The sequence below is a fragment of the Streptomyces pacificus genome (assembly GCF_011766325.1).
In the GTDB taxonomy this organism is placed as follows: domain Bacteria; phylum Actinomycetota; class Actinomycetes; order Streptomycetales; family Streptomycetaceae; genus Streptomyces; species Streptomyces pacificus.
Genome location: NZ_BLLG01000004.1, coordinates 1 through 24,699 on the forward strand (window position 1 = coordinate 1; position 24,699 = coordinate 24,699).

The following is a 24,699-nucleotide window of genomic DNA, read 5'->3' on the forward strand; positions in this document are numbered from 1 at the left end:
GCGCTTCCCTTCGGTGTTTCCAACCCTACCAGATCCGATTTCCGTACCGTTCCCGGTCCGAAATCCATTTCCGATGGCCGTTGGAGGGCCTTTCACCTTTCGATCGCCTCGCGGCAACCTTTCGGCGGTCCCGACTTTATCAGAGATTCCGAGTCGGATTTCCGCGCCGCTGGGGAAGCCATTCACACGCACACCGGCGTATCGGGGATCCCTCGGGCGGAGACGCCAAGGTACTGGAGCGGGGTGATCCGATGCAAATCGGGGGCCACCCCGCTCCGGTGGGGCCGACGAACCGTCAGACCTCCACGACCACCGGGAGGATCATCGGCCGGCGGCGGTAGGTGTCGGAGATCCACTTGCCCATCGCGCGGCGGATCAGCTGCTGAAGCTGGTGGGGCTCGGCGACTCCGTCGGCGGCGGACTTCTGGACGGCTTCCTCGATCCTGGGGATCACCGCGTCGAAGGCGGCGTCCTCGATACCGGAGCCGCGGGAGTGGATGTGCGGCCCGCCGACGATCTTGCCGCTCGTGGAGTCGACCACGACGAAGACCGAGATGATGCCTTCCTCCCCGAGGATGCGGCGGTCCTTCAGCGAGGCCTCGGTGACGTCCCCGACCGAGAGGCCGTCCACGTAGACGTAGCCCGCCTGTACCTTGCCGCTGATCCTGGCCCGGCCCTCGACCAGGTCGACGACGACCCCGTCCTCGGCGATCACGATGTGGTCCTTGGGAATGCCGGTCAGGGCTCCGAGTTCGGCGTTGGCCCGCAGATGGCGCCACTCGCCGTGGACCGGCATCAGGTTCCTCGGCTTGCAGATGTTGTAGAAGTACAGCAGTTCGCCGGCCGAGGCGTGGCCCGAGACATGGACCTTGGCGTTGCCCTTGTGGACGACGTTCGCCCCCCAGCGGCTCAGCCCGTTGATCACGCGGTAGACCGCGTTCTCGTTACCCGGGATCAGCGACGACGCGAGGATCACCGTGTCACCCTGCACGATCCGGATCTGGTGGTCCCGGTTGGCCATGCGGGACAGCGCCGCCATCGGCTCGCCCTGGGATCCGGTACAGATCAGTACGACCTTGTCGTCGGGCAGGTCGTCGAGGGCCTTGACGTCCACGACGAGGCCGGACGGCACCCTGAGGTACCCGAGATCGCGGGCGATGCCCATGTTGCGGACCATGGACCGGCCCACGAAGGCGACCTTGCGGCCGTACTCGTGGGCTGCGTCCAGGATCTGCTGCACCCGGTGGATGTGGCTGGCGAAGCTGGCCACGATGATGCGCTTGCGGGCGTTGGCGAACACCCCGCGCAGCACGTTCGAGATGTCCCGCTCCGCCGGTACGAAGCCGGGGACCTCGGCATTCGTGGAGTCGGACAGCAGGAGGTCGATACCCTCCTCGCTCAGGCGCGCGAACGCGTGCAGGTCCGTCAGGCGGCCGTCCATCGGGAGCTGGTCCATCTTGAAGTCGCCCGTGTGCACGGCCAGGCCCGCGGGGGTGCGGATGGCGACCGCGAGCGCGTCCGGAATGGAGTGGTTGACCGCGATGAACTCGCAGTCGAAGGGGCCGACGTTCTCACGCCGCCCCTCCGCCACCTCCAGTGTGTACGGGCGGATGCGGTGCTCCTGGAGCTTGGCCTCGATCAGGGCGAGGGTCAGCTTGGAGCCGATCAGCGGGATGTCGGGCTTGAGGCGGAGCAGATAGGGCACCCCGCCGATGTGGTCTTCGTGGCCGTGCGTGAGAACGATCGCCTCGACGTCGTCGAGCCGGTCCACCAGGGTGGTGAAGTCCGGCAGGATCAGGTCGACACCCGGCTGCTCCTCCTCGGGGAAGAGCACGCCGCAGTCGACGATCAGGAGCCGGCCCCCGTACTCGAAGACGGTCATGTTGCGGCCGATCTCACCGAGGCCGCCGAGCGGTGTGACGCGCAGGCCGCCCTTGGGGAGCTTCGGCGGAGCGCCGAGTTCGGGATGCGGATGACTCAAAAGACTCTCCTCACTCCACGCGCCACGTACCGCCTGGGCACGTGGCGCGCATGACATTCGTGCACTTGCTGTTGTCGTCCGGTCGTTCGTCTTCAGTTGAACGTGTTCAGCCGAACGTATTCAGTTGTGAAGTCCGTGGTCACAGCTGTACGCCGCCGGCCGCGAGATCGGTCTTCAGCTGGGCGGTCTCGGCCTCGCTGAGCTCGACGAGCGGGAGCCGGAGCGGGCCCGCGGGCAGTCCCTGGAGGGCGAGCGCGGCCTTGCTGGTGATGACGCCCTGGGTGCGGAACATGCCGGTGAAGACCGGGAGCAGCTTCTGGTGGATCTCGGTGGCCTTCTGCACGTCGCCCGCGGTGTGGGCGTCGACCAGGGCACGGAGCTCCGGGGTGACGACATGGCCGACCACCGAGACGAAGCCGACGGCACCCACGGACAGCAGCGGCAGGTTGAGCATGTCGTCGCCCGAGTACCAGGCGAGCCCGCTGCGGGCGATCGCCCAGCTCGCACGGCCGAAGTCGCCCTTGGCGTCCTTGTTGGCGACGATCCGCGGGTGGGCCGCGAGGCGCACGATGGTCTCGGTGTCGATCGGGACGCCGCTGCGACCGGGGATGTCGTACAGCATCACCGGCAGTCCGGTGCTGTCGGCGATGGCCGTGAAGTGGCGGTGCAGGCCCTCCTGCGGGGGCTTGTTGTAGTACGGGGTGACGGCCAGCAGGCCGTGCGCGCCTGCGCGCTCGGCGGCACGTGCCAGCTCGACGCTGTGGCGGGTGTCGTTGGTCCCGATCCCCGCGACCACGTGCGCCCGGTCGCCCACGGCCTCCAGGACGGCACGGAGGAGCTGGTCCTTCTCCTCGTTGCCGGTGGTCGGGGACTCACCGGTGGTGCCGTTGACGACGAGGCCGTCGTTGCCTGCCTCCACCAGATGGGTGGCGAGCCGCTGCGCGCCTTCGAGGTCGAGCGCGCCGTCCGCCGTGAACGGCGTGACCATGGCGGTGAGGACCCGCCCGAAGGGGGTCTGCGGAGTCGAGATCGGTGCCATGGGTAACACGCTACTCGCTGCTCTGTGCGGAGGGCCCCTTCGGGGGACGTGACCTATCCCTGTCCATGGGAGCCCGGCACTGCCTGCTCGGGGGTTCACGCAGTGCCGGGCTCGTTTGATCAGCCTAGATGAACTTCTCGAAACACCGCAATACGGACACCGGGTACGGCCGGCCGCACCTCCGCGCCCTACGGGGCCACCCGGCCGTTGGCATTGAAGGCCTGGTGGGTCAGCGGCATCAGCCCGGCCCAGTGCTCCTCCATCTTCTCGCCGACCATCTCGATCTCCCGCTGCGGGAAGGACGGGACCCTGGCCAGTTCGTGCTGGGTGCGCAGGCCCAGGAAGTGCATCAGCGAGCGGGCGTTGCAGGTCGCGTACATCGACGAGTACAGGCCGACGGGCAGGACCGAGCGGGCGACCTCGCGGGCCACCCCGGCGTCGAGCATCTCCTGGTAGGCCTCGTAGGCGTGGCGGTAGGAGTCCTCCATCACCCGTCCGGTCAGCTCCTGCTGGGCCTGGGTACCCTCCGTGAACACGTACTTGCCCGGGCGGCCCTCCTGCACGAGCCTGCGAGACTCGTCCGGGACGTAGAAGACCGGCTGGAGCTCCCGGTACCGGCCGGACTCCTCGTTGTAGGACCAGCCGACCCGGTGGCGCATGAACTCGCGGAAGACGAAGATCGGGGCGTTGATGAAGAAGGTCATCGAGTTGTGCTCGAAGGGACTGCCGTGGCGGTCCCGCATCAGGTAGTTGATCAGTCCTTTCGACCGCTCCGGGTCCTTGGCGAGTTCGTCCAGCGACTGCTCGCCCGCGGTGGAGACCCGGGCCGCCCACAGCACGTCGGAGTCGCCGGCGGTGTGCTTCACGAGTTCGACGGTGACATCGCTGCGGAGGCTGGGCTTGATGTCGTCGGGGTTCCGGGTCACCGGCGGGGGTCCTTCCAGTCTGCGTCGCTCGGGCGGGGTCCATTCTCCAACGCTCGCCCGCTTCAACGACCGGCGGGGCACACCGTCCCGGTTTCCCTCTCCGGATTCGCTGGATTCGGGCACCGAATCCCGGTGATGCGCGTCTCTACCGGTAGCAGCGTTTCATCTCACACGCCCCGAGGAGGCCCGCACCATGTTCCGCCGGCGAGAAGCCGTTCCGTTCGCGTTCGTCGCCGAGGCCGACCGGTTCCGCAGCAATGTCGGGCCCCCGCCCCGGCAGCGGCCCAGTGCATCCCAGCTGGCCGGCCGTACGCTGATCGGCCTGACCGTGACGGCCGGTCTGGTGGGGTCACTGCTCCTCGGGCTGCCGGCGCTGGAGGCCCCGGTCTCGCCCAAGGCTCCGAGTCAGGCGCAGGAGTCCGAGGAGCGCTGACCTGACTCCGCCCCCGGCCGGTGGACACGCGGGCGCCCCCACGGCCCCCTGGTGTGGCTGGCCGGCGGTCGCCTCGGTAGCCTCACCGGTCACAACCCCCGACGTGGTGACGAGTGAGGACCAGCCGTGCCCCTGCCCTTTCTGACGGCGGACCGCGCCTTTGACGCCGCGGACGACGATGCCGCTCTGCCGTTCGACGACCGTGATCTGTGGCGGCGCCCGTACCGGCCGGGCCCCTGGCGGGTAGGTGGGGCGGCACTGCTTCTGCTGCTGGCCTCGTTCGTCCTGATCGCGGCCATGGTCATCGCCTTCGCCGGGGCCCCGGCCGGCGCGGCCGGCTGCCTCGGCGTCGCCGCGCTGCTCCTCTGCGGGGCGCTGCGGATCCTGCGCATGGGCACCTGGGTGAGCCGGCACGGGCTGCGGCATGTGGCGCTGCTGTCGACCACCACCCTGCCGTGGGCGAAGGTGAACGCCCTGCGGACCGCGCAGCAGCCGGTGCGGTGGCTCGGGCTGCCGCGGACGGTCCAGGGGCAGGCGCTGGTCCTCGTTCGCGACGGTGGGCAACCCCTCACCCTGCTCACCGACCACAACGGGGACTTCCTGTCACGTGTCGAGGCGTTCGACCGCGCGGCGGACGCCATCGAGGCATGGGGCGCGGAGTACGGCACACAGCGCTGAGCCCGACTCGGCCGGAGTTCGGCCGGGCTCGGGTGCCCGGCCCCGGGCACCCGACCCCGGCCCCTTCGTATCCCGCCCGGACGACGGGCACGGCAGGCCCGGGGGCGCGGCCACGACGACCCGCGGGGTACGACGGCGCCCGGATCCGCGCGGCCCGGACGGGTACCGCACCGGGGCCGTCGCCAGGGGCCGGAGAACACACCCCGCAGGGCCCTGCGGCGCGCCGGACGCCCCGGGAGAAGGGGCCGACCCCCGGAAGCCGCCCCCACACGACGGCCCCCGGCATGGGACGGCAGGAGACGGCGCATGGCCGCGCCGGGAAGGCGCGTCAGGCCGAGGGCGGCCTTCCGCCGTGGAGTGCGATCGCACGCTGCATCGCCTTGCGGGCGCGCGGGGTGTCCCGGGCGTCGTGGTAGGCGACCGCGAGCCGGAACCAGCATCGCCAGTCCTCAGGCGAGGCCTCGGTCTCCGCCCGGCGCTCGGCGAAGACGGCGTCCGCGGAGTCGCGGTCGATGCGACCGCCCGGCGTACGGACCAGTTCGTCCGCGGGCAGTCCCCCCTCGGCGTCCAGCTCCGCCGCCAGGGCGTTCGCCTGCCGGACGAAGCGGGTGTTCTTCCACAGGAACCACAGACCGATCACCGGAAGGACCAGGACCGACGCTCCGAAGGCCACCGTGAGCAGGGTGCCCTGCTCGATGAGCAGCACCCCCCGGCTGCCGACCAGGACGATGTACACGACCAGGACGGCGGCGGTGACGAAGTAGGAGATCTTGGCGCGCACCGGGGGTCCTCAGCCGAGGTCGAGGTAGTTCTCGAGGCCGAAGGTCAGCCCGGGTGTGTCCACCACTCGGCGGACGCCCAGCAGGATGCCCGGCATAAAGCTGCTGTGGTGCAGGGAGTCGTGGCGGAGGGTGAGGGTCTCGCCCTCCCCGCCGAGCAGGACTTCCTGGTGGGCGAGCAGGCCCCGCAGCCGTACGGCGTGCACTGGTACCCCGTCGACGTCGGCGCCGCGCGCTCCCTCCAGGGCGGTGACGGTGGCGTCGGGCTGGGGGGCGCAGCCGGCCTCGGCCCTGGCCGCGGCGATCAGCTGGGCCGTGCGGGTCGCCGTGCCGGAGGGGGCATCCGCCTTGTTCGGGTGGTGCAGCTCCACAACCTCGACCGACTCGAACCAGCGGGCGGCCTTGGCGGCGAACGTCATGGTGAGGACGGCGCCGATGGAGAAGTTGGGCGCGATCAGCACACCGGTCTCCGGCGACGCCTCGAGCGTGGTACGCAGGTGCGCGAGGCGCTCGTCGGTCCAGCCGGTGGTGCCGACGACCGCGTGGATGCCGTGCCGCACGCAGAAGTCGAGGTTGCCCACGACCGAGGCGGGGGTGGTCAGCTCCACGGCCACCTGGGCGCCGCTCTCGACGAGGGTCTCCAGCCTGTCGCCCCGTCCCAGTGCCGCGACCAGCTCCATGTCGGCGGCGGCTCCGACGGCTCGCACCGCCTCGGAGCCGATGCGGCCCTTGGCGCCGAGGACGGCCACACGCAGCTTGCTCATTGCTCTGCTCTCTCTGCGAAGTACGGGTCTGGGGGCCCGGGTCAGCGGGGGACCGCGGGTCGGCGGGGCGGGAAGTACCGGGACTGCGGGACTACGAGACGGCCTCGTGCAGACGGTTCGCCTGCTTGTCCTTCAGCGGGCCGATCACCGACAGCGAGGGCCGCTGCCCCAGGACCTCCCGCGCGACGGAGCGCACGTCGTCGGGCGTCACCGCGGCTATGTTCGCCAGCATGTCGTCGACGGACATCTGCATGCCCCAGCACAGCTCGCCCTTGCCGATGCGGTTCATGAGCGCGCCCGTGTCCTCCAGCCCCAGGACGGTCGAGCCGGAGAGCTGGCCGATGGCACGGTCGATCTCGTCGTCGGCCAGCCCCTCGCGGGCGACCCGGTCGAGCTCGTCGCGGCAGATCTTCAGGACGTCGTGGACCTGGCTGGGGCGGCAGCCGGCGTAGACGCCGAAGAGCCCGCAGTCGGCGAACCCCGAGGTGTAGGAGTACACGCTGTAGGCGAGACCGCGCTTCTCCCGGACCTCCTGGAACAGCCGCGAGGACATGCCGCCGCCGAGGGCGGCGTTCAGCACGCCGAGCGCCCATCGCCGGTCGTCCGCCCGGGCGAGGCCGGGCATGCCGAGGACGACGTGTGCCTGCTCGGTCCTGCGGTCGAGGACATCCACCCGGCCCGCGGCGCGCAGCTTGCGGTGCCCGTCGCGCGGGGCGACCGGGCGGGCCTCCGTCCGGGTCAGGGCGCCCGCCCGGTCGAAGGCCCTGCGGACCTGCCGCACCACCGTCGCGTGGTCGACGTTGCCTGCGGCGGCGACCACCAGGTGGGTCGGGTCGTAGTGCTTGCGGTAGAAGCGGGCGATCTGCGAGCGGTTGAGCGCGTTGATCGTGTCGACGGTGCCGAGGACCGGGCGGCCCAGGGGGGTGTCGCCGAACATGGTGCGCGCGAACAGGTCGTGCACCACGTCGCCGGGGTCGTCCTCGGTCATCGCGATCTCCTCGAGGATGACGCCGCGCTCGGCGTCCACGTCCTCGTCGAGGATCAGCGAGCCGGTGAGCATGTCGCAGACGACGTCGATCGCCAGCGGCAGATCGGTGTCGAGCACCCGCGCGTAGTAGCAGGTGTACTCCTTCGCCGTGAAGGCGTTCATCTCCCCGCCGACCGCGTCGACGGCGGCGGAGATGTCGAGGGCGGAGCGCCTCTGCGTGCCCTTGAAGAGCAGGTGCTCCAGATAGTGGGTGGCGCCGTTCAGCGAGGGGGTCTCGTCGCGCGAGCCGACCAGTGCCCAGATGCCGAAGGTGGCGGAGCGGACGGACGGCAGGGTCTCGGTGACGACGCGCAGTCCGCCAGGGAGGGTGGTCTTGCGCACCGTGCCGATGCCGTGCTCGCCCTTGAGGAGTGTTTGGGTACGGGCGACGGCCCGCGCCTCCGAGGAGGTGCGGGCCGTCGCCCTGGCACTACGGAACGTCACTTGTCGGCGTCGTCCTTCTTCTCGCCGTCGTCGGCGCCGTCCTCGTCCGCGACCACGGGGATGAGGGACAGCTTGCCGCGCTGGTCGATCTCGGCGATCTCGACCTGGACCTTGGCGCCGACCGCGAGCACGTCCTCGACGTTCTCCACGCGCTTGCCGCCGGCGAGCTTGCGGATCTGCGAGATGTGCAGCAGGCCGTCCTTGCCCGGGAGCAGGGAGACGAACGCGCCGAAGGTGGTGGTCTTGACGACCGTGCCCAGGTAGCGCTCGCCGACCTCCGGCATGGTCGGGTTGGCGATGCCGTTGATCGTGGCGCGGGCGGCCTCGGCGGCCGGGCCGTCGGCGGCACCGATGTAGATGGTGCCGTCGTCCTCGATGGTGATCTCGGCGCCGGTGTCCTCCTGGATCTGGTTGATCATCTTGCCCTTGGGGCCGATGACCTCGCCGATCTTGTCCACGGGGATCTTGACGGTGATGATCCGGGGGGCGTTCGGGGACATCTCGTCCGGGGTGTCGATCGCCTCCATCATCACGTCGAGGATGTGCAGGCGCGCGTCGCGGGCCTGCTTGAGGGCCGCGGCCAGGACGGAGGCGGGGATGCCGTCCAGCTTGGTGTCGAGCTGGAGGGCGGTGACGAACTCCTTGGTGCCGGCGACCTTGAAGTCCATGTCGCCGAAGGCGTCCTCCGCACCGAGGATGTCGGTGAGGGCGACGTAGTGCGTCTGGCCGTCGATCTCCTGGGAGATCAGGCCCATGGCGATGCCGGCGACCGGGGCCTTCAGCGGCACACCGGCGTTCAGCAGCGACATGGTGGAGGCGCAGACGGAGCCCATGGACGTCGAGCCGTTGGAGCCGAGGGCCTCGGACACCTGGCGGATCGCGTACGGGAACTCCTCGCGGCTCGGGAGCACCGGCACGATGGCGCGCTCGGCGAGGGCGCCGTGGCCGATCTCGCGGCGCTTCGGGGAGCCGACGCGGCCCGTCTCGCCGACGGAGTACGGCGGGAAGTTGTAGTTGTGCATATAGCGCTTGCGGGTCACCGGGGAAAGGGTGTCCAGCTGCTGCTCCATGCGGAGCATGTTGAGGGTGGTGACGCCCAGGATCTGGGTCTCACCGCGCTCGAACAGGGCCGAGCCGTGCACCCGCGGGATGGCCTCGACCTCGGCGGCGAGCGTGCGGATGTCCGTGACACCGCGGCCGTCGATGCGCTTCTTCTCCTTGATGACGCGCGCCCGGACCAGCGACTTGGTCAGCGAGCGGTACGCGGCGGAGATCTCCTTCTCGCGGCCCTCGAACTCCGGCAGGAGCTTCTCGGCGGCGAGCGCCTTGACCCGGTCCAGCTCGGCCTCGCGCTCCTGCTTGCCCGCGATGGTGAGCGCCTGGGTGAGCTCGCTCCTGACCGCTGCGGTGAGGGCTTCCAGGACGTCGTCCTGGTACTCGAGGAAGACCGGGAACTCACCCGTCGGCTTGGCGGCCTTCGCCGCCAGGTCCGCCTGGGCCTTGCACAGGACCTTGATGAAGGGCTTCGCGGCCTCGAGGCCGACGGCGACGACCTCCTCGGTCGGCGCCTCGGCGCCGCCCTTGACCAGCTCCACCGTCTTCTCGGTGGCCTCGGCCTCGACCATCATGATCGCGACGTCGCCGTCCTCCAGGACGCGACCGGCGACCACCATGTCGAACACGGCGTTCTCCAGCTCCGAGTGGGTCGGGAAGGCGACCCACCGGCCGTCGATCAGTGCGACGCGGGTGCCGCCGATCGGGCCGGAGAAGGGCAGGCCGGCCAGCTGCGTGGAGCAGGAGGCGGCGTTGATGGCGACCACGTCGTACAGGTGGTCGGGGTTGAGCGCCATGATCGTCTCGACGATCTGGATCTCGTTGCGCAGGCCCTTCCTGAAGGAGGGGCGCAGTGGCCGGTCGATCAGGCGGCAGGTCAGGATCGCGTCCTCGGACGGCCGGCCCTCGCGGCGGAAGAAGGAGCCCGGGATCTTGCCCGCTGCGTACATCCGCTCCTCGACGTCGACCGTCAGGGGGAAGAAGTCCAGCTGGTCCTTGGGGTTCTTGGACGCGGTGGTGGCCGACAGCACCATGGTGTCGTCGTCCAGGTACGCGACGGCGGAGCCGGCGGCCTGCTTGGCCAGGCGGCCCGTCTCGAAGCGGATGGTGCGGGTGCCGAAGGAGCCGTTGTCGATGACGGCTTCGGCGTAGTGGGTCTCGTTCTCCACCAGCGATATCTCCTCGTCTGCGTCCTCCGGCCCGTGTGGCGGGAGGACGGTTGCGGAGAAGCGCGCCTTGCGTGCGGACCGGTCTTCGATCGAAGCACCCGGTCGTCTGGCTTCCGGGGGCCACTACCGAGGACCGGCGGCGGAGGGGCGCTCCTCCTCGTTCTGTGTTCCGTTTTCGGTACGGCGTTGTGCGACCAGACTACAAAGCGCCGGTGACACTCCGCACGTACGGCGAAGGGAGCGGCCCCCTGGAAGTGGGAACCGCTCCCCTCACGGCGTCCTACCTGGCGCCCGCGGCACCGCGGCGGATGCCGAGGCGCTCGACCAGCGTACGGAAGCGCTGGATGTCCTTCTTGGCCAGGTACTGCAGCAGCCGGCGGCGCTGGCCGACCAGGATCAGCAGACCACGGCGGGAGTGGTGGTCGTGCTTGTGGGTCTTGAGGTGCTCGGTCAGGTCCGAGATACGGCGGGAGAGCAGCGCGACCTGGACCTCGGGGGAGCCGGTGTCGCCCTCCTTGGTGCCGAACTCGGACATGATCTGCTTCTTCGTGGCGGCGTCGAGAGACACTCGGTACTCCTCATGGGTGTTTCGATGCGCCTGCGAGTGCCCCTGGTCTTGGTCTCAGGGGAGCTTCCGTGACTCGGAGGCGAAGGCTCGATGGGCGCTGCTCCCAGGACCCGCGGGGCCCCGGATGCGCGTACACAGACGGCCGTCACACAGAGTACCAGCTCCCCGCAGCTGGTCACCGCGCCCGGTCGCGGACCCGGAGGGGAGCCCCCCGCGGGTCCGGTCCGCCGGCAGGGCCTGAGGGAAATCCCGTCGTCCCGTCGACCCGGTGGACCGGCGCGCGCCGTCGGATGCGGTGCGCCGCGGGCGGAGGGGCGTCCTCGTACGGGGTGCACGGGGTGATCCGGCGACGCGGCGAGGTGGCTGTCTCGTGTGCCCGCCGAGGATCGCGGGACAGGCCTGGGGTACCGGCGGGTCAGGACGTCAGCGCCCGGACGGAGTGGTACACGCCGAAGACCGCCAGGCACAGCGGCACGAGCGTGAGCAGCACAAACGTCTCCGCGACCTCCAGGAAGCGCCCCCAGAAGGGGGTGACGCCCTTGCGCGGGACGATCAGCCCGATGGCGAAGACCACCGCGCCGCCGGCCGCGACGGCGGCGGACAGCCACACCGTCCGGATGTCCAGGCCCGTGCCGTCGCCCTTGAGGGCCGCGGCGACGAGGCCGGCGGGGGGGTTCAGGCTCAGTCCGAGCACCAGCAGGACGAGCGAGCCCAGACCGGCCGCGAGGGCGCAGCCGACCTGGGCCGTGTAGCGGAAGAGATGGGCGCGCATCAGCATGGCGACGCCGGTCGCCAGCGCGAGCAGCCGGCCCCAGACGTCGTCGGAGAACCCGAGCACGGCGGCCGAGCCGGCGGCCAGCAGAGCGCAGCCGCCGACGAGGCCGACGAGCAGTTCATGGCCCCGGCGGGCCTGGGCGGCGATGCGCTCGGCGTCGATCGGGCCCGCGGGCGGCTGGTCGGCGCCGTAGCCGCCGACCGCGGTGCGCGGGGGCTCGAAGCCGACCGGGAGGCGGGCGAAGCGGGTGGACAGCCCCGGCAGGAAGGCGAGGGCCCCGACGGCGAGCGGGGAGCACACCGCCGCGGTCTCGGACGGCTCCATCCCGGTCATGATCGCGACGAAGGTCACGGCCATGCCGACGGCCGCGGCGAAGGCGAACGCCACGAAGGGCCCATCCCCGCCCGGCGCGACCATCATCAGGATGACCGAGACCACCAGCACGGCGGCGCAGGCGAGCAGGAACTGCAACCGGCCGACGCCCTGGCCCGGCGCCGCGGGCAGCAGCCCCGCCCCCGCGACGGCGGCGTTCGCCATCGCCCCGACACCGAGGGCGACGGCCGCCCCCCGGTCGGTGTACACCCGGGCGCGCACGCACGCGAGGGCGAGCAGCAGGACCCCGGCGACGCCGGCGAGGACGCCCGGCACGCCGTGGGTGTCGCGGCCGGGGTCGGCGGACCACAGCACGAAGGCGAGCAGCACGAGCAGCACCGCGCCGCCGGCGAGTCCGGCGGCGCGCATCAGACCGTCGGTCCACAGCGTGCGGTCGCGGGCGACCGCGGACGCCACGGCGTCGGACACGTCGTCGAAGACCGCCGGGGGCAGCGACTCGGCGAAGGGCCGCAGCGACAGCAGTTCGCCGTCGAGGATGCGCTGGGAGAGGAGGGAACGCGCGCCGTCGAGTACGGTGCCGTCCCGGCGTACCAGGTGGTAGCCGACCGGGGCGCCCTCCGCCGGGCTCTGCCCCGACAGCCTCAGGATCTCGGGGTGGAGGTCGGCGAGGGGGACGTCTTCGGGCAGCGCCACGTCGACGCGGCCGTCGGGGGCGACGACCGTGATCCGGCAGAAGCCGGTTCCACCGCCGGACGGAGTCGATGGAGCCGGCCGGCCCGCCCCGGTGGCCGCCGCCTGGACCGTCACACTCACCTGCTGCATCCCCCTCGTGAGCCGTCTGGGCCATCGGGCCGGAACCCCGTTCCGCATAGCCCCCATGCCCCTGCATGCCCCTGCTCCTGCGGTAGTTCACGCGTGTGCAAACGCGTCGGGACACCCTACCCCCCGCCTCGCCGCCCCCGCGCAAGTAGGATCCCTCCCCGCGGACGGAACCCGTCGCCACGGGGGCGCCGATAGGAACGTTTCCGTCCGGCAAGGGAATTGGTGAGCTGTGAGCCAGATCGTCGTCAAGCGCCCACCACGGGTCCTGCCGTCCGAGGTGCCCGGCGAGCCGGTGCAGCTGCAACCACCGCCCGAGCTGCCGAGAGGGCAGCAGGAGGGCGCGCTCATGCAGTTGCTGCCGATGCTCGGCATGGGAGGGTCCGTCGTCTTCTTCTTCATGACGCCGAACCCCATCATGCGGATCATGGGCATGGTGATGATCGCGTCCACCGTCGCGATGGCGATCGCCATGCTGGTGCGCTACCGGCGGGGCACCCAGGGAGAGCTGGCCGGGCTGCGGCGGGACTACCTCAAGTACCTGACGCAGACCCGGCGTACGGTCGTCGGGACCGCGCGCGTGCAGCGCGACGCCCAGTTCTATCTGCACCCGTCGCCCGAGCAGCTGTGGGCGCTGGTGGCCGAGGGGAGCCGGGTGTGGGAGCGCCGGATCGGTGACGAGGACTTCGGGCAGGTGCGCATCGGACTGGGCAGCCAGCAGCTGGCGACCCCTCTGGTGGCGCCCGACACGGCGCCCGTCGACGAGTTGGAGCCGCTGACCGCGGGCGCGATGCAGAAGTTCATCACGGCCCACGGCACTCTCGACGGCCTGCCGATGGCGCTGTCCCTGCGGGCCTTCTACCACCTGACGGTGAGCGGCGATCCGGAGTCGGTCCGGTCCGCCGCGCGGGCGGTGATCGGCTCGCTCGCCGCGCTGCACTCCCCCGAGGACCTGGTCGTCGCGATCGCCGCCGAGCCCGCCGCCGCGGGGCACTGGGAGTGGGCGAAGTGGCTGCCGCACGTCCAGGCGCAGGGCCCGGGCGACGGCGCGGGAAGCCGGCGTCTGATCACCACCGAGGCCCGCGACCTGCAGGACATGTTGGCGAGCCGGCTGGAGGGACGCCCGCGTTTCCAGGGCCCCCAGAACCCGCTCCTCGACCGGCCGCACCTCGTCGTCGTACTCGACGGCCGGTCCGTGCCGCCGATGTCGCCGCTCGCCGCCGCCGAAGGCCTGCAGGGCGTGACGCTGGTCGAGGTCGTCCCCGGCGAGATGGGCGACGCGCGCGGCGGACTGTCGGTGGTGGTGCATCCGGACTCCCTGCGCCTGGAGTCGGGGCACGGCCTGGTGTACGACGGCGCGCCGGACCGGCTGGGCATCGAGGCGGCCGAAGCCCTCGCCCGGCAGCTGGCGCCGCTGCGCGTGGCCGCGGGCGGGGACGACGACGAACCGCTGCTGGCCAACCTCGAGTTCACCGATCTGCTCGGCCTCGGCGACGCCGCATCGGTGGACGTCGGCCGCAGCTGGCGGCCGCGCTCGCAGGCCGAGCGGCTCCGGGTGCCGATCGGTGTCGGCGAGGACGGCTCGCCGGTCATGCTCGACCTGAAGGAGGCCGCGCAGGAGGGCATGGGCCCGCACGGTCTGTGCGTCGGCGCGACCGGTTCCGGCAAGTCCGAGCTGCTGCGCACCCTGGTGCTCGGACTCGCGGTGACCCACTCATCGGAAACGCTCAACTTCGTCCTCGCGGACTTCAAGGGCGGCGCGACCTTCGCCGGAATGTCGCGGATGCCGCACGTCGCCGCCGTGATCACCAACCTGGCGGACGACCTCACCCTGGTCGACCGGATGGGCGACTCGATCCGCGGCGAGCTGAATCGCCGTCAGGAACTGCTCCGGGACGCCGGCAACTACGCCAACATCCACGACTACGAGAAGGCCCGGGCGGCCGGCGCCCCGCTGCAGCCCGTACCGTCCCTGGTGCTGGTCATCGACGAGTTCAGCGAACTGCTCACCGCGAAGCCGGACTTCATCGAGATGTTCGTGCAGATCGGCCGCATCGGCCGGTCCCTCGGCGTCCATCTGCTGCTGGCGTCGCAGCGCCTGGAGGAGGGGCGGCTGCGCGGACTGGAGACGTATCTGTCGTACCGGGTCGGGCTGCGCACGTTCTCGGCGGCCGAGTCGCGGGCGGCGATCGGCGTACCGGACGCATACCATCTGCCCAACGTCCCCGGTTCCGGCTATCTGAAGTTCGGCACCGACGAGATGGTGCGGTTCAAGGCCGCCTACGTCTCCGGTGTCTACCGGGCGAACGGGCAGCAGGCGGCCGCACCCGGCGGCCCGCTGCCGGTGGACCGCAGGCCGGTGCCGTTCACGGCCGCACCGGTGCCGGTCCACTACATCGAGTCGGCGGTACGGGCACCGGCGCCCGACACGCGCGGGAGCGAGGACGACGCGCTCGCCGACTCGGTGCTCGACGTGATCGTGCGGCGACTGGAGGGCCGGGGCGCCCAGGCCCACCGGGTGTGGCTGCCGCCGCTGGACAACCCCCCGCCGCTGGACGAGCTCCTGCCGGGTCTGTCTCCGGTTCAGGGCCGGGGACTGACGCAGCCCGGATTCGAGGGCGCGGGGCGGCTCGTCGTTCCGCTCGGCGTCGTCGACAAGCCCTACGAGCAGCGCCGGGACACCCTCTACCGGGACTTCTCCGGCGCCGCCGGCCATATGCAGATCGTCGGCGGCCCCCAATCGGGCAAGTCGACACTGCTGCGGACGATCATCTCGGGCTTCGCGCTCACCCACACCCCGCACGAGGTGCAGTTCTACGGCCTCGACTTCGGCGGCGGCGGTCTGTCGTCGGTCGCGGGCCTGCCCCACGTGGGCGGTGTCGCCTCACGCCTCGACCCCGAGAAGGTCCGCCGTACGGTGGCCGAGGTGTACGGCATCATGACGCGCCGGGAGGAGTACTTCCGCAGCACGGGTGTCGACTCCATCGCCACCTACCGCAGGCTCCGGGCGCGCGGGGAGATCTCCGTGGCCGAGCAGCCGTGGGGGGACGTGTTCCTGGTCGTCGACGGCTGGGGCAACTTCCGCTCCGACTACGAGGGGCTGGAGTCGGCGGTCGTCGACATGGCGGTGCGCGGGCTGGGCTACGGGATCCATGTGATCCTGACCGCCTCCCGGTCGATGGATGTGCGGTCCAACATCAAGGACCAGCTGATGAACCGGCTGGAGCTGCGGCTCGGCGACACCATGGACTCCGAACTGGACCGCAAGGCGGCGGTGAACGTGCCCACCGGGGTGCCGGGGCGCGGGCTGACCCCGGAGAAGCTGCACTTCATGGCCGCGGTGCCGCGGATCGACGGCATCACCTCCGACAGCGACCTGGCGGAGGCGACCACCGCGATGGTGCGGGAGGTCGGCCGCCACTGGGCAGGCGCCTCCGCCCCGAAGGTACGTCTGCTTCCGCGGGAGCTCCCCGCCGGACGGCTCCCCGCGGGATTGGCCGAACCACGGCGCGGTGTGTCGTTCGCGATCGACGAGAACAACCTGGAGCCGGTGTTCGCCGACTTCGGCCGGGACCCGTTCTTCCTGGTTTTCGGCGAGAGCGAGTCCGGCAAGTCGAACCTGCTGCGCCTGCTCATCAAGCAGCTGACGGAACGGTACGACGGCGACGCGGCCAAGTTCTTCGTGATCGACAACCGCCGTGCCCTGCTGGACGCCACCCCCGCCACGCACCTGGCCGAGTACGTGCCGATGTCCAACGCCATGGGCCACCACGTCGACGCACTGGCGGACCTGATGCAGCGCCGTGCACCGTCCGCCGAGGTCACGGCACAGCAACTGCGCGACCGGAGCTGGTGGCAGGGTCCTGACGTGTTCGTGGTCGTCGACGACTACGACCTCGTGTCCACATCGAGCGGCAACCCGCTGGCCAAGCTCACCGAGCAGCTGCCCTTCGCGCGGGACGTCGGTGTCCGCTTCATCATCGCGCGCAACTCGGCGGGAGCGAGCCGCGCGGCGTACGAGCCCTTCCTGCAGCGTATGACGGAACTCGGCGCACAGGGACTTCTGCTGTCCGGCGACCCGGCGGAGGGCGAGGTGCTCGGCGTCCGCATGCGGCCCATGCCCGCGGGGCGGGGCATCTTCGTGTCCCGCCAGCGTGGGAAGCCGCTGGTGCAGACGGGGTGGTTGGGGGATCCCGAGTGACGGCGGGCACGTGCCGCGCCGTACCGTCCACCGCGCTGCCCTCAGGCCCGGGTACGGCCGTGGAGTGCTAGCGGGCAGCTTGCGCGCCCGGGCGCCGGCTGTTGGTGCGCGTCCATGAGGGACACGGCACCGCGCCGCGCGACGGCCGAACTTCCACGAGCGCGGGCCTACGCCCGCAATGGCAGCGGAACGCCACCGGCCCCCGGTCATGGCGGGGCCCGGAGAAAGGGATCAGAGGCATGGCAGGGCTCGCGGTCTTCATGGTGCTCTTCGGCGTGGCGTTCGTCATGCTCGGGTTCGCCGACCACCGGGCGATCTGGTGGCGGTCCCAGGCCTGCCGTCACACCGACCCGGCGTCTACCGAGCCGTCCGACGCCGGGTTCCTCGTCCAGCGGCTGCTCTGTTTCGCGGCCGCCGGCCTGGCGTTCTGGGGCTCCTGGTCAAGCTTTCAGCTCGACGCGCTGGACCAACCCGACCGGGCCGGTCAGGCCGAGGTGTTCGAGCGAACCGTCGCCGTGGCCGACTGGCTGGACGGATCGACGATGTTCCCGGTGCTGGCCTCTGACGACGGCTCCTGGGTCGAGCGGGTGGACCCGGAGTTCCGAGGACCGGAGAGGGACGATCCGACGGCCGTTCTGGTGTGGCGTTCGGGCTCTCTGGATCCAGAGGGCAACGTGGAGCACTACGAAGTGAGCAGTGAGGACGGCACCGCGTGCCTGAAGGTGACGGCCGAGCCGTCACCCGAGCAGCCAGGTCCGGAGGGCATGTCGCCGAGCTACTTCGACGTGCGCGCCGACGCCTCGGAGGGCTCCTGCACGAAGTGAGCACAGGAACCGCGAACGCTTCCTCTTGATGTGCAAGGTAGACAGCCGGAAAGGTGGGCCAGATGGCGTGGGACGAGTGGGAACAGCTCAAGACTCAGGCGGCCGGGCGTCAGTCGGACCAGATGCGGCTGAACCGGGTGCCCGATGAGGGCGGGGGCGGAGGCGGAGGGAGCTACGGCGGCCTCAGGGCTTCCGAGACCGATCTCGCGAAGATCGGCAGCAACGCGTCCACGCTGTTCAACCGGCTATGGGACGAGGCGCGCGTGGCCGGCCCCAGCAGTTCCAAAGCCGCTGAGGACCTCAAGCGCCAGGGCTTCGAGCTCGGGGCCGGGCTCGCCCACGTGGCCAAACGCTGGGACGAACAGCTCGGCTCCCTCCGGGACGCCTGCTCCCATATCTCCAACCACATGCGGGTGACGAAGAAGATCCACAAGGACGACGAGCACTACATCACCGGGCAGCTGAGCAGCATCGCCACGCTGGACAGCGGATTCGACGAACGGGTCGGGGAGCCGGGCGCGAAGAACAAGATCTACGGCGACAACGAAAAGGACGAGAAGAACGAGAAGGACGAGAAAGACAAGGACTAGTCATGGATCTTGAGACCCTCCGTTTCGCCAAGTTCGGTCTGCTCGACGAAGCCGTCACCGACTGGACGACTCTCATCGGCAAGCTCGCCGGCCTGAAGGAGGACGCCGACGACGGCCTCCGCGTGCAGTCGAACAAGTCGAACTGGACAGGCGAGAACGAGAAGATCTCCAAGCAGTTCATCGGCAGAACAGCCGGCGAGTTCGCCGACGCCCACACCCAGGCCACGTCGATCCGCAACATCCTGAGGGACACCGGCAGCGAGCTGAAGGGCTACCAGGCCAAGCTGAACGAGGCGATCGAGCGCGGGCTCATGAAGAACCTCACCGTCGTCTCCACAGTGGGCGGCGGCTTCACGGTGAGCATGAACATCCATCCCGACCGGGCCGCGAAGGGGACGAGCCTCCCCCGCCACACCGACGCGGATGTGACGGCCCTGCGGGACGAGGTGCAGAAGATCCTCGACAGCGCGACCCAGAGCGACAGCTCCGCGACCAGGGTCCTCACGGCACTCGTCGACCAGAGCAAGCTCGGCTTCTCCGATAACGGCTACGCCGATCGGGACACCGCGGCCGACGCGCTCCGGGAAGCCGATTCCCTGGCGAAGCTGGCGAAGACGAACCCCGAGGATCTCACGGTCGAGGAGTTCGACCGGTTGAACGCCGGCCTCAAGAGATTCGCCGGCGACGGCCTCTTCGCCGAGCACTTCGCGAAGACGCTCGGCGGCAAGGGCACCCTGGAGTTCTGGGCCGATCTGAACAGGCCCATGGTCAATCCGGAGCTCATGCACGAGCGGCGCGAGCAGATGGCCGACCTCCAGAAGAACCTCGGCCTCACACTGGCCACGGCCAGCCGGAGTGACACGGCCGCCATGGAGACTTGGAAGCGCGATGTCGTAGCCTTCGCCGACAGGCCGCTGGAGAAGAACGGCGGAATGCCCTTCGGCGGACAGGTCATGAGCAACCTGATGCGATGGGGCGACTACGACGACACGTTCCTGAACGAGTACGGCACCAAGCTCGTCGCCGCGGAGAAGAAGCTCACGCACAACGGTGCCCATGTCGCCTGGCAGCCCCTCGGCATTGATCCACAGCTCAACCACACGGGTACCGACACCGGGTGGGACCCGATGACCGGCTACTTCAAGGCCCTCGCCAACAACCCGCACGCGGCAACCGAGTTCTTCGGTGACACCTTCCTCACCAAGGACGAGGACCACGACTTCACGGTGGAGGGCAAGGACGACCGGCGCTCGCTGAGCAACTTCGAGTACTTCTTCGAGGAGCGCGACTGGCCCCACGACTACGACAAGGACCGCGAAGAGAGCATCGCGGGGCGGAACAACCTGGCGATGGCGCTGGAGGCCGCGACGACCGGCCATCCGGCAGGTGAGATGCCGACCGCCGACCTCCCGCCGCACTCGGCCGCTCAGGCTCAACTGATGGAGTCGCTCGTCGCCTCGATCGCGGAGGACGACACGCGACTGACGAAGCACGGCCATATGTCCGACAGCATGGGGCAGATCGCTTCGGAATACCTGCCGGACATCAATCGTGCCACCACGGACACGAACGCGGACCCGCAAGCAACCCAGGGCGAAAAGACGGCGAGAGACAACGTGGCGAGGCTCTTCCCTCTCGCCGGTTCGGCAGCGATTCTCGACCACCGGGATGTGTCGCGCTTCCTGCTCACCATCGGACAGGATCCGGACGGCTACGCCGCCGTACAAGTGGGCCAACAAGCCTATATGACCAACCTCATGGACTACCACCTGAATCCGGATCTCCCGGAGGTCCAGCGCTACAGCGGCGACCAGAAACTCCTTGTCCATGAGATTGCGCACTCCAGCGGCGAGGTGTCAGCCGCCTTGAACGTAGGCCGACAGGAAGCACTGGCCGGCGCGGCGGAAGATGCCGACAAGAAGTACGAGCAATCAGTTGCCAAGTGGAAGAGCGGCATCTCCGGGGGCATTGGCACCGGAATCGGCGTGGGCGTTTCATTCATCGCCACGCCGGTGGTAGGCGCCGTGGTGGGCGGCGGAGCAACCACTGTCAGTGGCGTCGTCCTCGAACATGTATTTCAGGATGCCGAGGGAAAAGCCAAGGACGAAGCCGGCCCCAAAATGGGCGAGAAGTGGGAAAACGGGCTGGAAGACAGCATCAAGTACGCGGTGACCGCCGCCGACTCTGCGGCAAGTGCTCATGGGCTTCCACATAGCTCGGATCTTGTGGAGAGCGCCCGCACCGGTTCACGGAACGGCTACGACCTGGGGGGCGGCTTCACGGAGAGCGTGGCCAAGGATCTGCAGACCGACATCTAGACCCCATTCGCTGCGGCGGCAGCACAATTCGTCGCCGGCATCGGATCCCTTCAAGGACATACAACGAGGTTCGCGTTGAAGAAGTACCCCGCCCCACGCATGGCTGGCTCCGGGCGCGCCTGTGCCGCCTTGGCCGTTGCGGCGCTTGCCGCGCTGACCGGATGCTCCGAGGAGCCTCAGCAGGCGCGGAAGTACTCAGTCCCTGCTTCGCTGTGCGGCATCGCAGTGCAGCCCAGCTCCTTGGCCCCGTTCCTTCCAGGCGGCTCCTCTCTTTCCACAGCCGAGGCATCCCCAGTGAAGGGGACCGAGCGGTGTGAGGTCCGCGTCGACGGGAAGCCTGCTCTGACGGCCAGTCAGGATTGGCGGGAGAAGAACGCGCGGATCACCGCAGTGGCACTCGACACCAAACACATCGACATGGCCGAGTACGAGACGACCGGCAGCTATCTCTACGAAGCCGGAGGCGCGGTGGCAAGGGTCGACCCGTGCCGTAACCCCACGTTCACAGGGGACATGTTCGCAATCATCGAGGTGCGTTCGCCCGGCCTTGGCAGCACAGCCGCGATGAAACAGCTGATCACGGAGTACACCGACTCGGTAAGGCAATCCGAGGCGTGCTCAAGCGGGTGAACCCGCAGACCCGCAGATCCGCTTCCCACCATCACCCACCGCCGACCCTGCACACCTCCTTCGCGGCCGTAGGCTTGGAGCTCTACCTGCCACCCCTTGGCGGTAAGTTCGGTCGCTACCCGGGGGCTGGCCTGCCGCGACTGTTGACCGCCGGGCCTCGAACAAAGGCCCTGGCCGTGGCCTGCTCTCTCGGATTGCCCTTATGGGCATGCGATAGGTTGCCGCCATGACCGAGCTCGGAACCGTCGTCTGGCCACCTGCCCCAATACGGACCGAACGGCTTGTACTCCGTCAGTCCGAGGCCCGGGACCGCGCGGCGTTCATCGAACTGTTCGCCCTGCCGGAGGTACGCACCTATCTCGGTGGCCCGCGACCCCGTGACGAGCTCGAACGCGCGGTGCCCGAACTGCCGGGCCGACGCCCCGGCCTTTTCGTGGTCGATCTCGACGGAGCGATGATCGGCACGATCACGCTCGATCGGCGCGACGCGGAGCGCCCGGGGCACGTCCGTCCCGACGCCGGGGAGACCGAGCTCGGCTATATGTTCCTGCCGGAGGCGTGGGGACGCGGGTATGCCGCCGAGGCGTGTGCGGCGGCGCTCGGCTGGTTCGCAGACGGGCTTCCCGGCGAGCCGGTGGTGCTTTGCACCCAGACCGCCAACGACCGTTCGATGCGCCTTGCGGCGAAGCTGGGGTTCACCGAGGTGCGACGGTTCGAGGAATGGGGCGCCGAGCAGTGGTTCGGCGTATGGTCCCCCGTCACGGGGTCTGGTTGACCTCGGACCGGGCAGCCTCGACTTCGGGACGGGCACCCCGGCGCTGCTGGTACTCGATGCGGTACCGGATGGATGCACAGCAGACCGGCAATCGTGGTCGTCCATGAGCTGAGTACGGATGCCCGGACGTCGGGGGTTGACAATGATCACGTTCCCGGTCTGACCGGTGATCGCGCTTCGAGCGGGTCCCTTTCCCCGAAACACCGGATCAGGGGTGGGCGCCCCTCGCGCGTGCCCACCCCTGATCCGTGTGCTGAAGTCACCGGCCTCGGCCGGGCCTGTCAGGCGAAGTAGCCGGCGGCCTTCTTGTCGCCGCCCAGGTAGTCACCGCCCGCGTTGGCCACGACCTGGCCGATCTGCATGAGTGCACGCTGGATGTCCGCGGCCTCCTTGTCCCACTTCACCTGCTCCTGGACGTAGGCGTTGTGGGCCTCGCCCTCCCAGCCCGCGGCCACGGTGGCCATGGCCGCCTTGATCTCCCGCAGGTCCTCCTCGAGCTTCTTGGCCTGGTTGCCGAGCGTGGTCGCCGCCAGGTCAAGCCCGCCGTATTTGACGACGAGTTCGTCTCCCGAGTACATGCCCATGGTTCCTCATCTCGTGTGTGCTCGTGTGTGGTGGTGACTCGGCCTTGGCACCGGAGTCACTTGCGTCCAGCGTCCTCGTGCCGCGCCGGGCGGAGCCGGCCCGTCACGGAGGGAGCGGCGTGCGATGCGGTGCATCGCGGGGCACCGGGCCGACCGCGTCGTGGTCCTGCTCGCCGCGGTCCACTCGGTCGATTCGCCAACGCCGCGCGCCGGCGTACCGGCCGTGGCGACGGGGCGAGCGCCGCCTGACGCGGCACTAGAGACCCGCGAGCCCCGACCTCGGGCCTGCGCCGCCACCGAGGTCGACGCTGACCGCCTGCACAGCGGCGCGGACGTCGTCCTCGGTGCTGTCCTTGATCCTCCGCGAGGTGCTCATGGCCTCGATGAACTTCGCGAGGATGTTGCCGAGACGCGCCATCGACGCGTTGATCTCCTGCTGCTTCGAGTTGAACGCCCCGGCGCCGATGCCCTTCCACTGGCCCTCGAGGCTGTCGATCGTGCCCTGGATCTGCTGCAACTGGCCCCTGATCGAGTCGAACTTCTCGGAGAGCTGCCTCTCGAGCTGGATGACTTGCTGGTCTGAAAGCCGCTGGCCCTGTGACACAGTCGTTTCCCTTCTCAACTATTCGTATGACTGGCTGGTTCGCGCCTCACCAGGCAGCAGCAAGGCGAACCTCAAGGTGAGGTCTACTGGACGGCCCGTGGCCCGGCCCGCTCGGTCAGGTGGTACGCCGCCGTCGGGCTACGGCGAAGGCCGCACCCGCGAACACCACGACGGCCGCGGCACCGCCGAGGATGAGCCCCGTCCGGCTGTCGTCCCCGGTGTTCCCGGTCGAGCCTGCGGCCACCGCGTCGGAGACGGGCTTCTCCTTCGGTGCCTGTGACGCGGCCGGGGAGGAAGGGGCCGCCGACTCCGCGGGTTCGCCGTCCGTCCTCTGGTTGGTCAAGGGGCTGATACCGGGATCTCCCGGCTCCCCGAGGCCACGGTTGATGTGCGCGTTGGGGCGGACGATGCCGCGGCCGAGGTAGTTGCTGAGAGTGCCCTCCTCGGTGCCGTCGGGCCGGGACGCACTCTCGAACATGACCCGGAGGACCTGGTTCGCGGTCCAGTCGGGGTGAAGGGACCAGATCAGGGCGGCGGAGGCGGAGGCGATCGCGGACGACGAGCTGGTGCCGTGTGCGTCGCAGTAGCGCGTCAAGGTGGCGTCGCACCAGCCGGGAATGTCGTTGCCGGGAGCGGCGATGTCGACTAGTTCGCCGTGCTGGGAGTAGTCGCCTACCCGGCCGTTCCTGTCCGTTGCGGCCACGCCCACCACCTCGGGGTAGCTGGCGGGGTAGGTCGGTTTGTTTCCCCTCTTGGCGTCGTTGCCGACGGCGGCGAACATCAGCTTGCCCTTGCTCTCGGCGTATTTCACCGCTTCAATGGATTTCTGGGCCGGGAACTCGCTGCCTACCGACATGTTGATGATCTGCGCATCGCTGTCCGCCGCGGCTCGAATGGCGTCGGCCTCGTCATGGGCGTTCACCGGCTCACGGTTCTGCATGTCGGTGTCGGAAACCCGCAGAGTCAGGATCTTCGCTCCGGGAGCGAGGCCCTTCACGCTACCGCCCTCACCCGAACCGGCGATGAGTTCGGCCATCGTCGTGCCGTGGCCGGTGTAGTCGTCCGTGGACTCACCTTTCGCTTCCGCCGCGTCAAGGCCCTTCAGAACCTTGCCCTTCAGGGCAGGAGTCGCAGGGTTCACCCCGGTGTCGATGACAGCAACGGTGATGCCCTCGCCGGTGGTCTTCCTCCAGATCTCCTCGGCGTGCATCGCATTCAGGTACCACTGCCTGGAGCGCACGTCCGACGCGGCAGCGGCCGGGGCGGTACCGACCAGGGCGGCGGCACACGTTCCGGTCAATGCCATCGTGAACGCGACCGCCCGCCCGGAGACGCGGTCCCACATTCGGCTCGTTCCTGCTGTCATCCCGACTTCCTGACCTTCC

The 24,699-nt window shown here is 69.7% G+C and carries 20 protein-coding genes; 8 read left to right on the plus strand and 12 right to left on the minus strand.

The window, feature by feature from the left end; all coding sequences use genetic code 11:
* Positions 1-295 precede the first annotated feature (295 nt).
* The 3 genes from SCWH03_RS07525 to thyX form a co-directional block, all read right to left on the minus strand.
* A complete protein-coding gene (locus SCWH03_RS07525) occupies positions 296-1,981 on the minus strand; it encodes a ribonuclease J (protein ID WP_173263391.1) in 1,686 nt (561 codons plus the stop codon).
* A gap of 139 nt (positions 1,982-2,120) precedes the next feature.
* Entirely contained in the window at positions 2,121-3,020 is a 900-nt protein-coding gene (dapA, locus tag SCWH03_RS07530) for a 4-hydroxy-tetrahydrodipicolinate synthase (RefSeq protein ID WP_173263392.1), read from the minus strand.
* Positions 3,021-3,208: 188 nt separating this feature from the next.
* The gene (thyX, locus tag SCWH03_RS07535) at positions 3,209-3,946 is read right to left on the minus strand and encodes an FAD-dependent thymidylate synthase (RefSeq protein ID WP_173263393.1); all 738 of its coding nucleotides are present in this window, start codon (positions 3,944-3,946) and stop codon (positions 3,209-3,211) included.
* A 193-nt stretch (positions 3,947-4,139) separates the two neighbouring features.
* Between thyX and SCWH03_RS07540 the strand changes: the two genes are divergently transcribed.
* Both SCWH03_RS07540 and SCWH03_RS07545 read left to right on the plus strand, forming a co-directional pair.
* On the plus strand, positions 4,140-4,379 hold the full coding sequence (locus SCWH03_RS07540; RefSeq protein WP_173263394.1) for a hypothetical protein: 240 nt from the start codon (positions 4,140-4,142) through the stop codon (positions 4,377-4,379).
* A gap of 126 nt (positions 4,380-4,505) precedes the next feature.
* Positions 4,506-5,057 carry an SCO5741 family PH domain-containing membrane protein gene (locus SCWH03_RS07545; protein ID WP_173263395.1) on the plus strand — a complete coding sequence of 184 codons (552 nt, stop codon included), beginning with the start codon at positions 4,506-4,508 and terminating at the stop codon, positions 5,055-5,057.
* A 328-nt stretch (positions 5,058-5,385) separates the two neighbouring features.
* Here the strand turns inward: SCWH03_RS07545 and SCWH03_RS07550 are convergent, their stop codons facing one another.
* The 6 genes from SCWH03_RS07550 to eccD form a co-directional block, all read right to left on the minus strand.
* A complete protein-coding gene (locus tag SCWH03_RS07550) occupies positions 5,386-5,838 on the minus strand; it encodes a tetratricopeptide repeat protein (RefSeq protein ID WP_173263396.1) in 453 nt (150 codons plus the stop codon).
* Positions 5,839-5,847: 9 nt separating this feature from the next.
* Positions 5,848-6,600, minus strand: a complete 753-nt coding sequence (gene dapB, locus SCWH03_RS07555; RefSeq protein WP_173263397.1) for a 4-hydroxy-tetrahydrodipicolinate reductase — start codon at positions 6,598-6,600, stop codon at positions 5,848-5,850.
* A 91-nt stretch (positions 6,601-6,691) separates the two neighbouring features.
* Complete coding sequence (locus SCWH03_RS07560; protein ID WP_173263398.1) at positions 6,692-8,071, minus strand: M16 family metallopeptidase; 1,380 nt, start codon at positions 8,069-8,071, stop codon at positions 6,692-6,694.
* Positions 8,068-10,293 carry a polyribonucleotide nucleotidyltransferase gene (locus SCWH03_RS07565; RefSeq protein WP_173263399.1) on the minus strand — a complete coding sequence of 742 codons (2,226 nt, stop codon included), beginning with the start codon at positions 10,291-10,293 and terminating at the stop codon, positions 8,068-8,070. The genes SCWH03_RS07560 and SCWH03_RS07565 overlap by 4 nt, the downstream gene beginning before the upstream one ends.
* A 280-nt stretch (positions 10,294-10,573) precedes the next feature.
* Positions 10,574-10,861: a 30S ribosomal protein S15 gene (gene rpsO / locus SCWH03_RS07570; RefSeq protein ID WP_123189487.1), complete on the minus strand. Its 288-nt coding sequence runs from the start codon at positions 10,859-10,861 to the stop codon at positions 10,574-10,576.
* Between the two features lie 415 nt (positions 10,862-11,276).
* Positions 11,277-12,791, minus strand: a complete 1,515-nt coding sequence (gene eccD / locus SCWH03_RS07575; protein ID WP_173263400.1) for a type VII secretion integral membrane protein EccD — start codon at positions 12,789-12,791, stop codon at positions 11,277-11,279.
* Positions 12,792-13,020: 229 nt separating this feature from the next.
* On the opposite strand from eccD, the gene eccCa reads away from it, so the two are divergent.
* The 6 genes from eccCa to SCWH03_RS07605 all read left to right on the plus strand — a co-directional run bounded on the left by eccCa (position 13,021) and on the right by SCWH03_RS07605 (position 22,126).
* Positions 13,021-16,989, plus strand: a complete 3,969-nt coding sequence (gene eccCa, locus SCWH03_RS07580) for a type VII secretion protein EccCa (protein WP_173263401.1) — start codon at positions 13,021-13,023, stop codon at positions 16,987-16,989.
* A 239-nt stretch (positions 16,990-17,228) separates the two neighbouring features.
* Positions 17,229-17,813 (plus strand): hypothetical protein, encoded by a 585-nt coding sequence (locus SCWH03_RS07585; protein WP_173263402.1) that lies wholly within the window; start codon positions 17,229-17,231, stop codon positions 17,811-17,813.
* Positions 17,814-17,875: 62 nt separating this feature from the next.
* Positions 17,876-18,403, plus strand: a complete 528-nt coding sequence (locus SCWH03_RS07590; RefSeq protein ID WP_173263403.1) for a hypothetical protein — start codon at positions 17,876-17,878, stop codon at positions 18,401-18,403.
* Positions 18,404-18,405: 2 nt separating this feature from the next.
* Positions 18,406-20,721: a DUF6571 family protein gene (locus tag SCWH03_RS07595; RefSeq protein ID WP_173263404.1), complete on the plus strand. Its 2,316-nt coding sequence runs from the start codon at positions 18,406-18,408 to the stop codon at positions 20,719-20,721.
* 75 nt (positions 20,722-20,796) lie between these two features.
* On the plus strand, positions 20,797-21,351 hold the full coding sequence (locus tag SCWH03_RS28835; protein WP_254076615.1) for a hypothetical protein: 555 nt from the start codon (positions 20,797-20,799) through the stop codon (positions 21,349-21,351).
* Between the two features lie 226 nt (positions 21,352-21,577).
* A complete protein-coding gene (locus tag SCWH03_RS07605) occupies positions 21,578-22,126 on the plus strand; it encodes a GNAT family N-acetyltransferase (protein WP_173263405.1) in 549 nt (182 codons plus the stop codon).
* Positions 22,127-22,407: 281 nt separating this feature from the next.
* On the opposite strand, the gene SCWH03_RS07610 is transcribed toward SCWH03_RS07605, so the two are convergent.
* The 3 genes from SCWH03_RS07610 to SCWH03_RS07620 all read right to left on the minus strand — a co-directional run bounded on the left by SCWH03_RS07610 (position 22,408) and on the right by SCWH03_RS07620 (position 24,680).
* Positions 22,408-22,710, minus strand: coding sequence for a WXG100 family type VII secretion target (locus SCWH03_RS07610; RefSeq protein WP_173263406.1), 303 nt, complete (start codon positions 22,708-22,710; stop codon positions 22,408-22,410).
* Positions 22,711-22,966: 256 nt separating this feature from the next.
* Positions 22,967-23,314 (minus strand): WXG100 family type VII secretion target, encoded by a 348-nt coding sequence (locus SCWH03_RS07615; RefSeq protein ID WP_173263407.1) that lies wholly within the window; start codon positions 23,312-23,314, stop codon positions 22,967-22,969.
* 115 nt (positions 23,315-23,429) lie between these two features.
* Complete coding sequence (locus SCWH03_RS07620) at positions 23,430-24,680, minus strand: S8 family serine peptidase (protein WP_173263408.1); 1,251 nt, start codon at positions 24,678-24,680, stop codon at positions 23,430-23,432.
* Positions 24,681-24,699 lie beyond the last annotated feature (19 nt).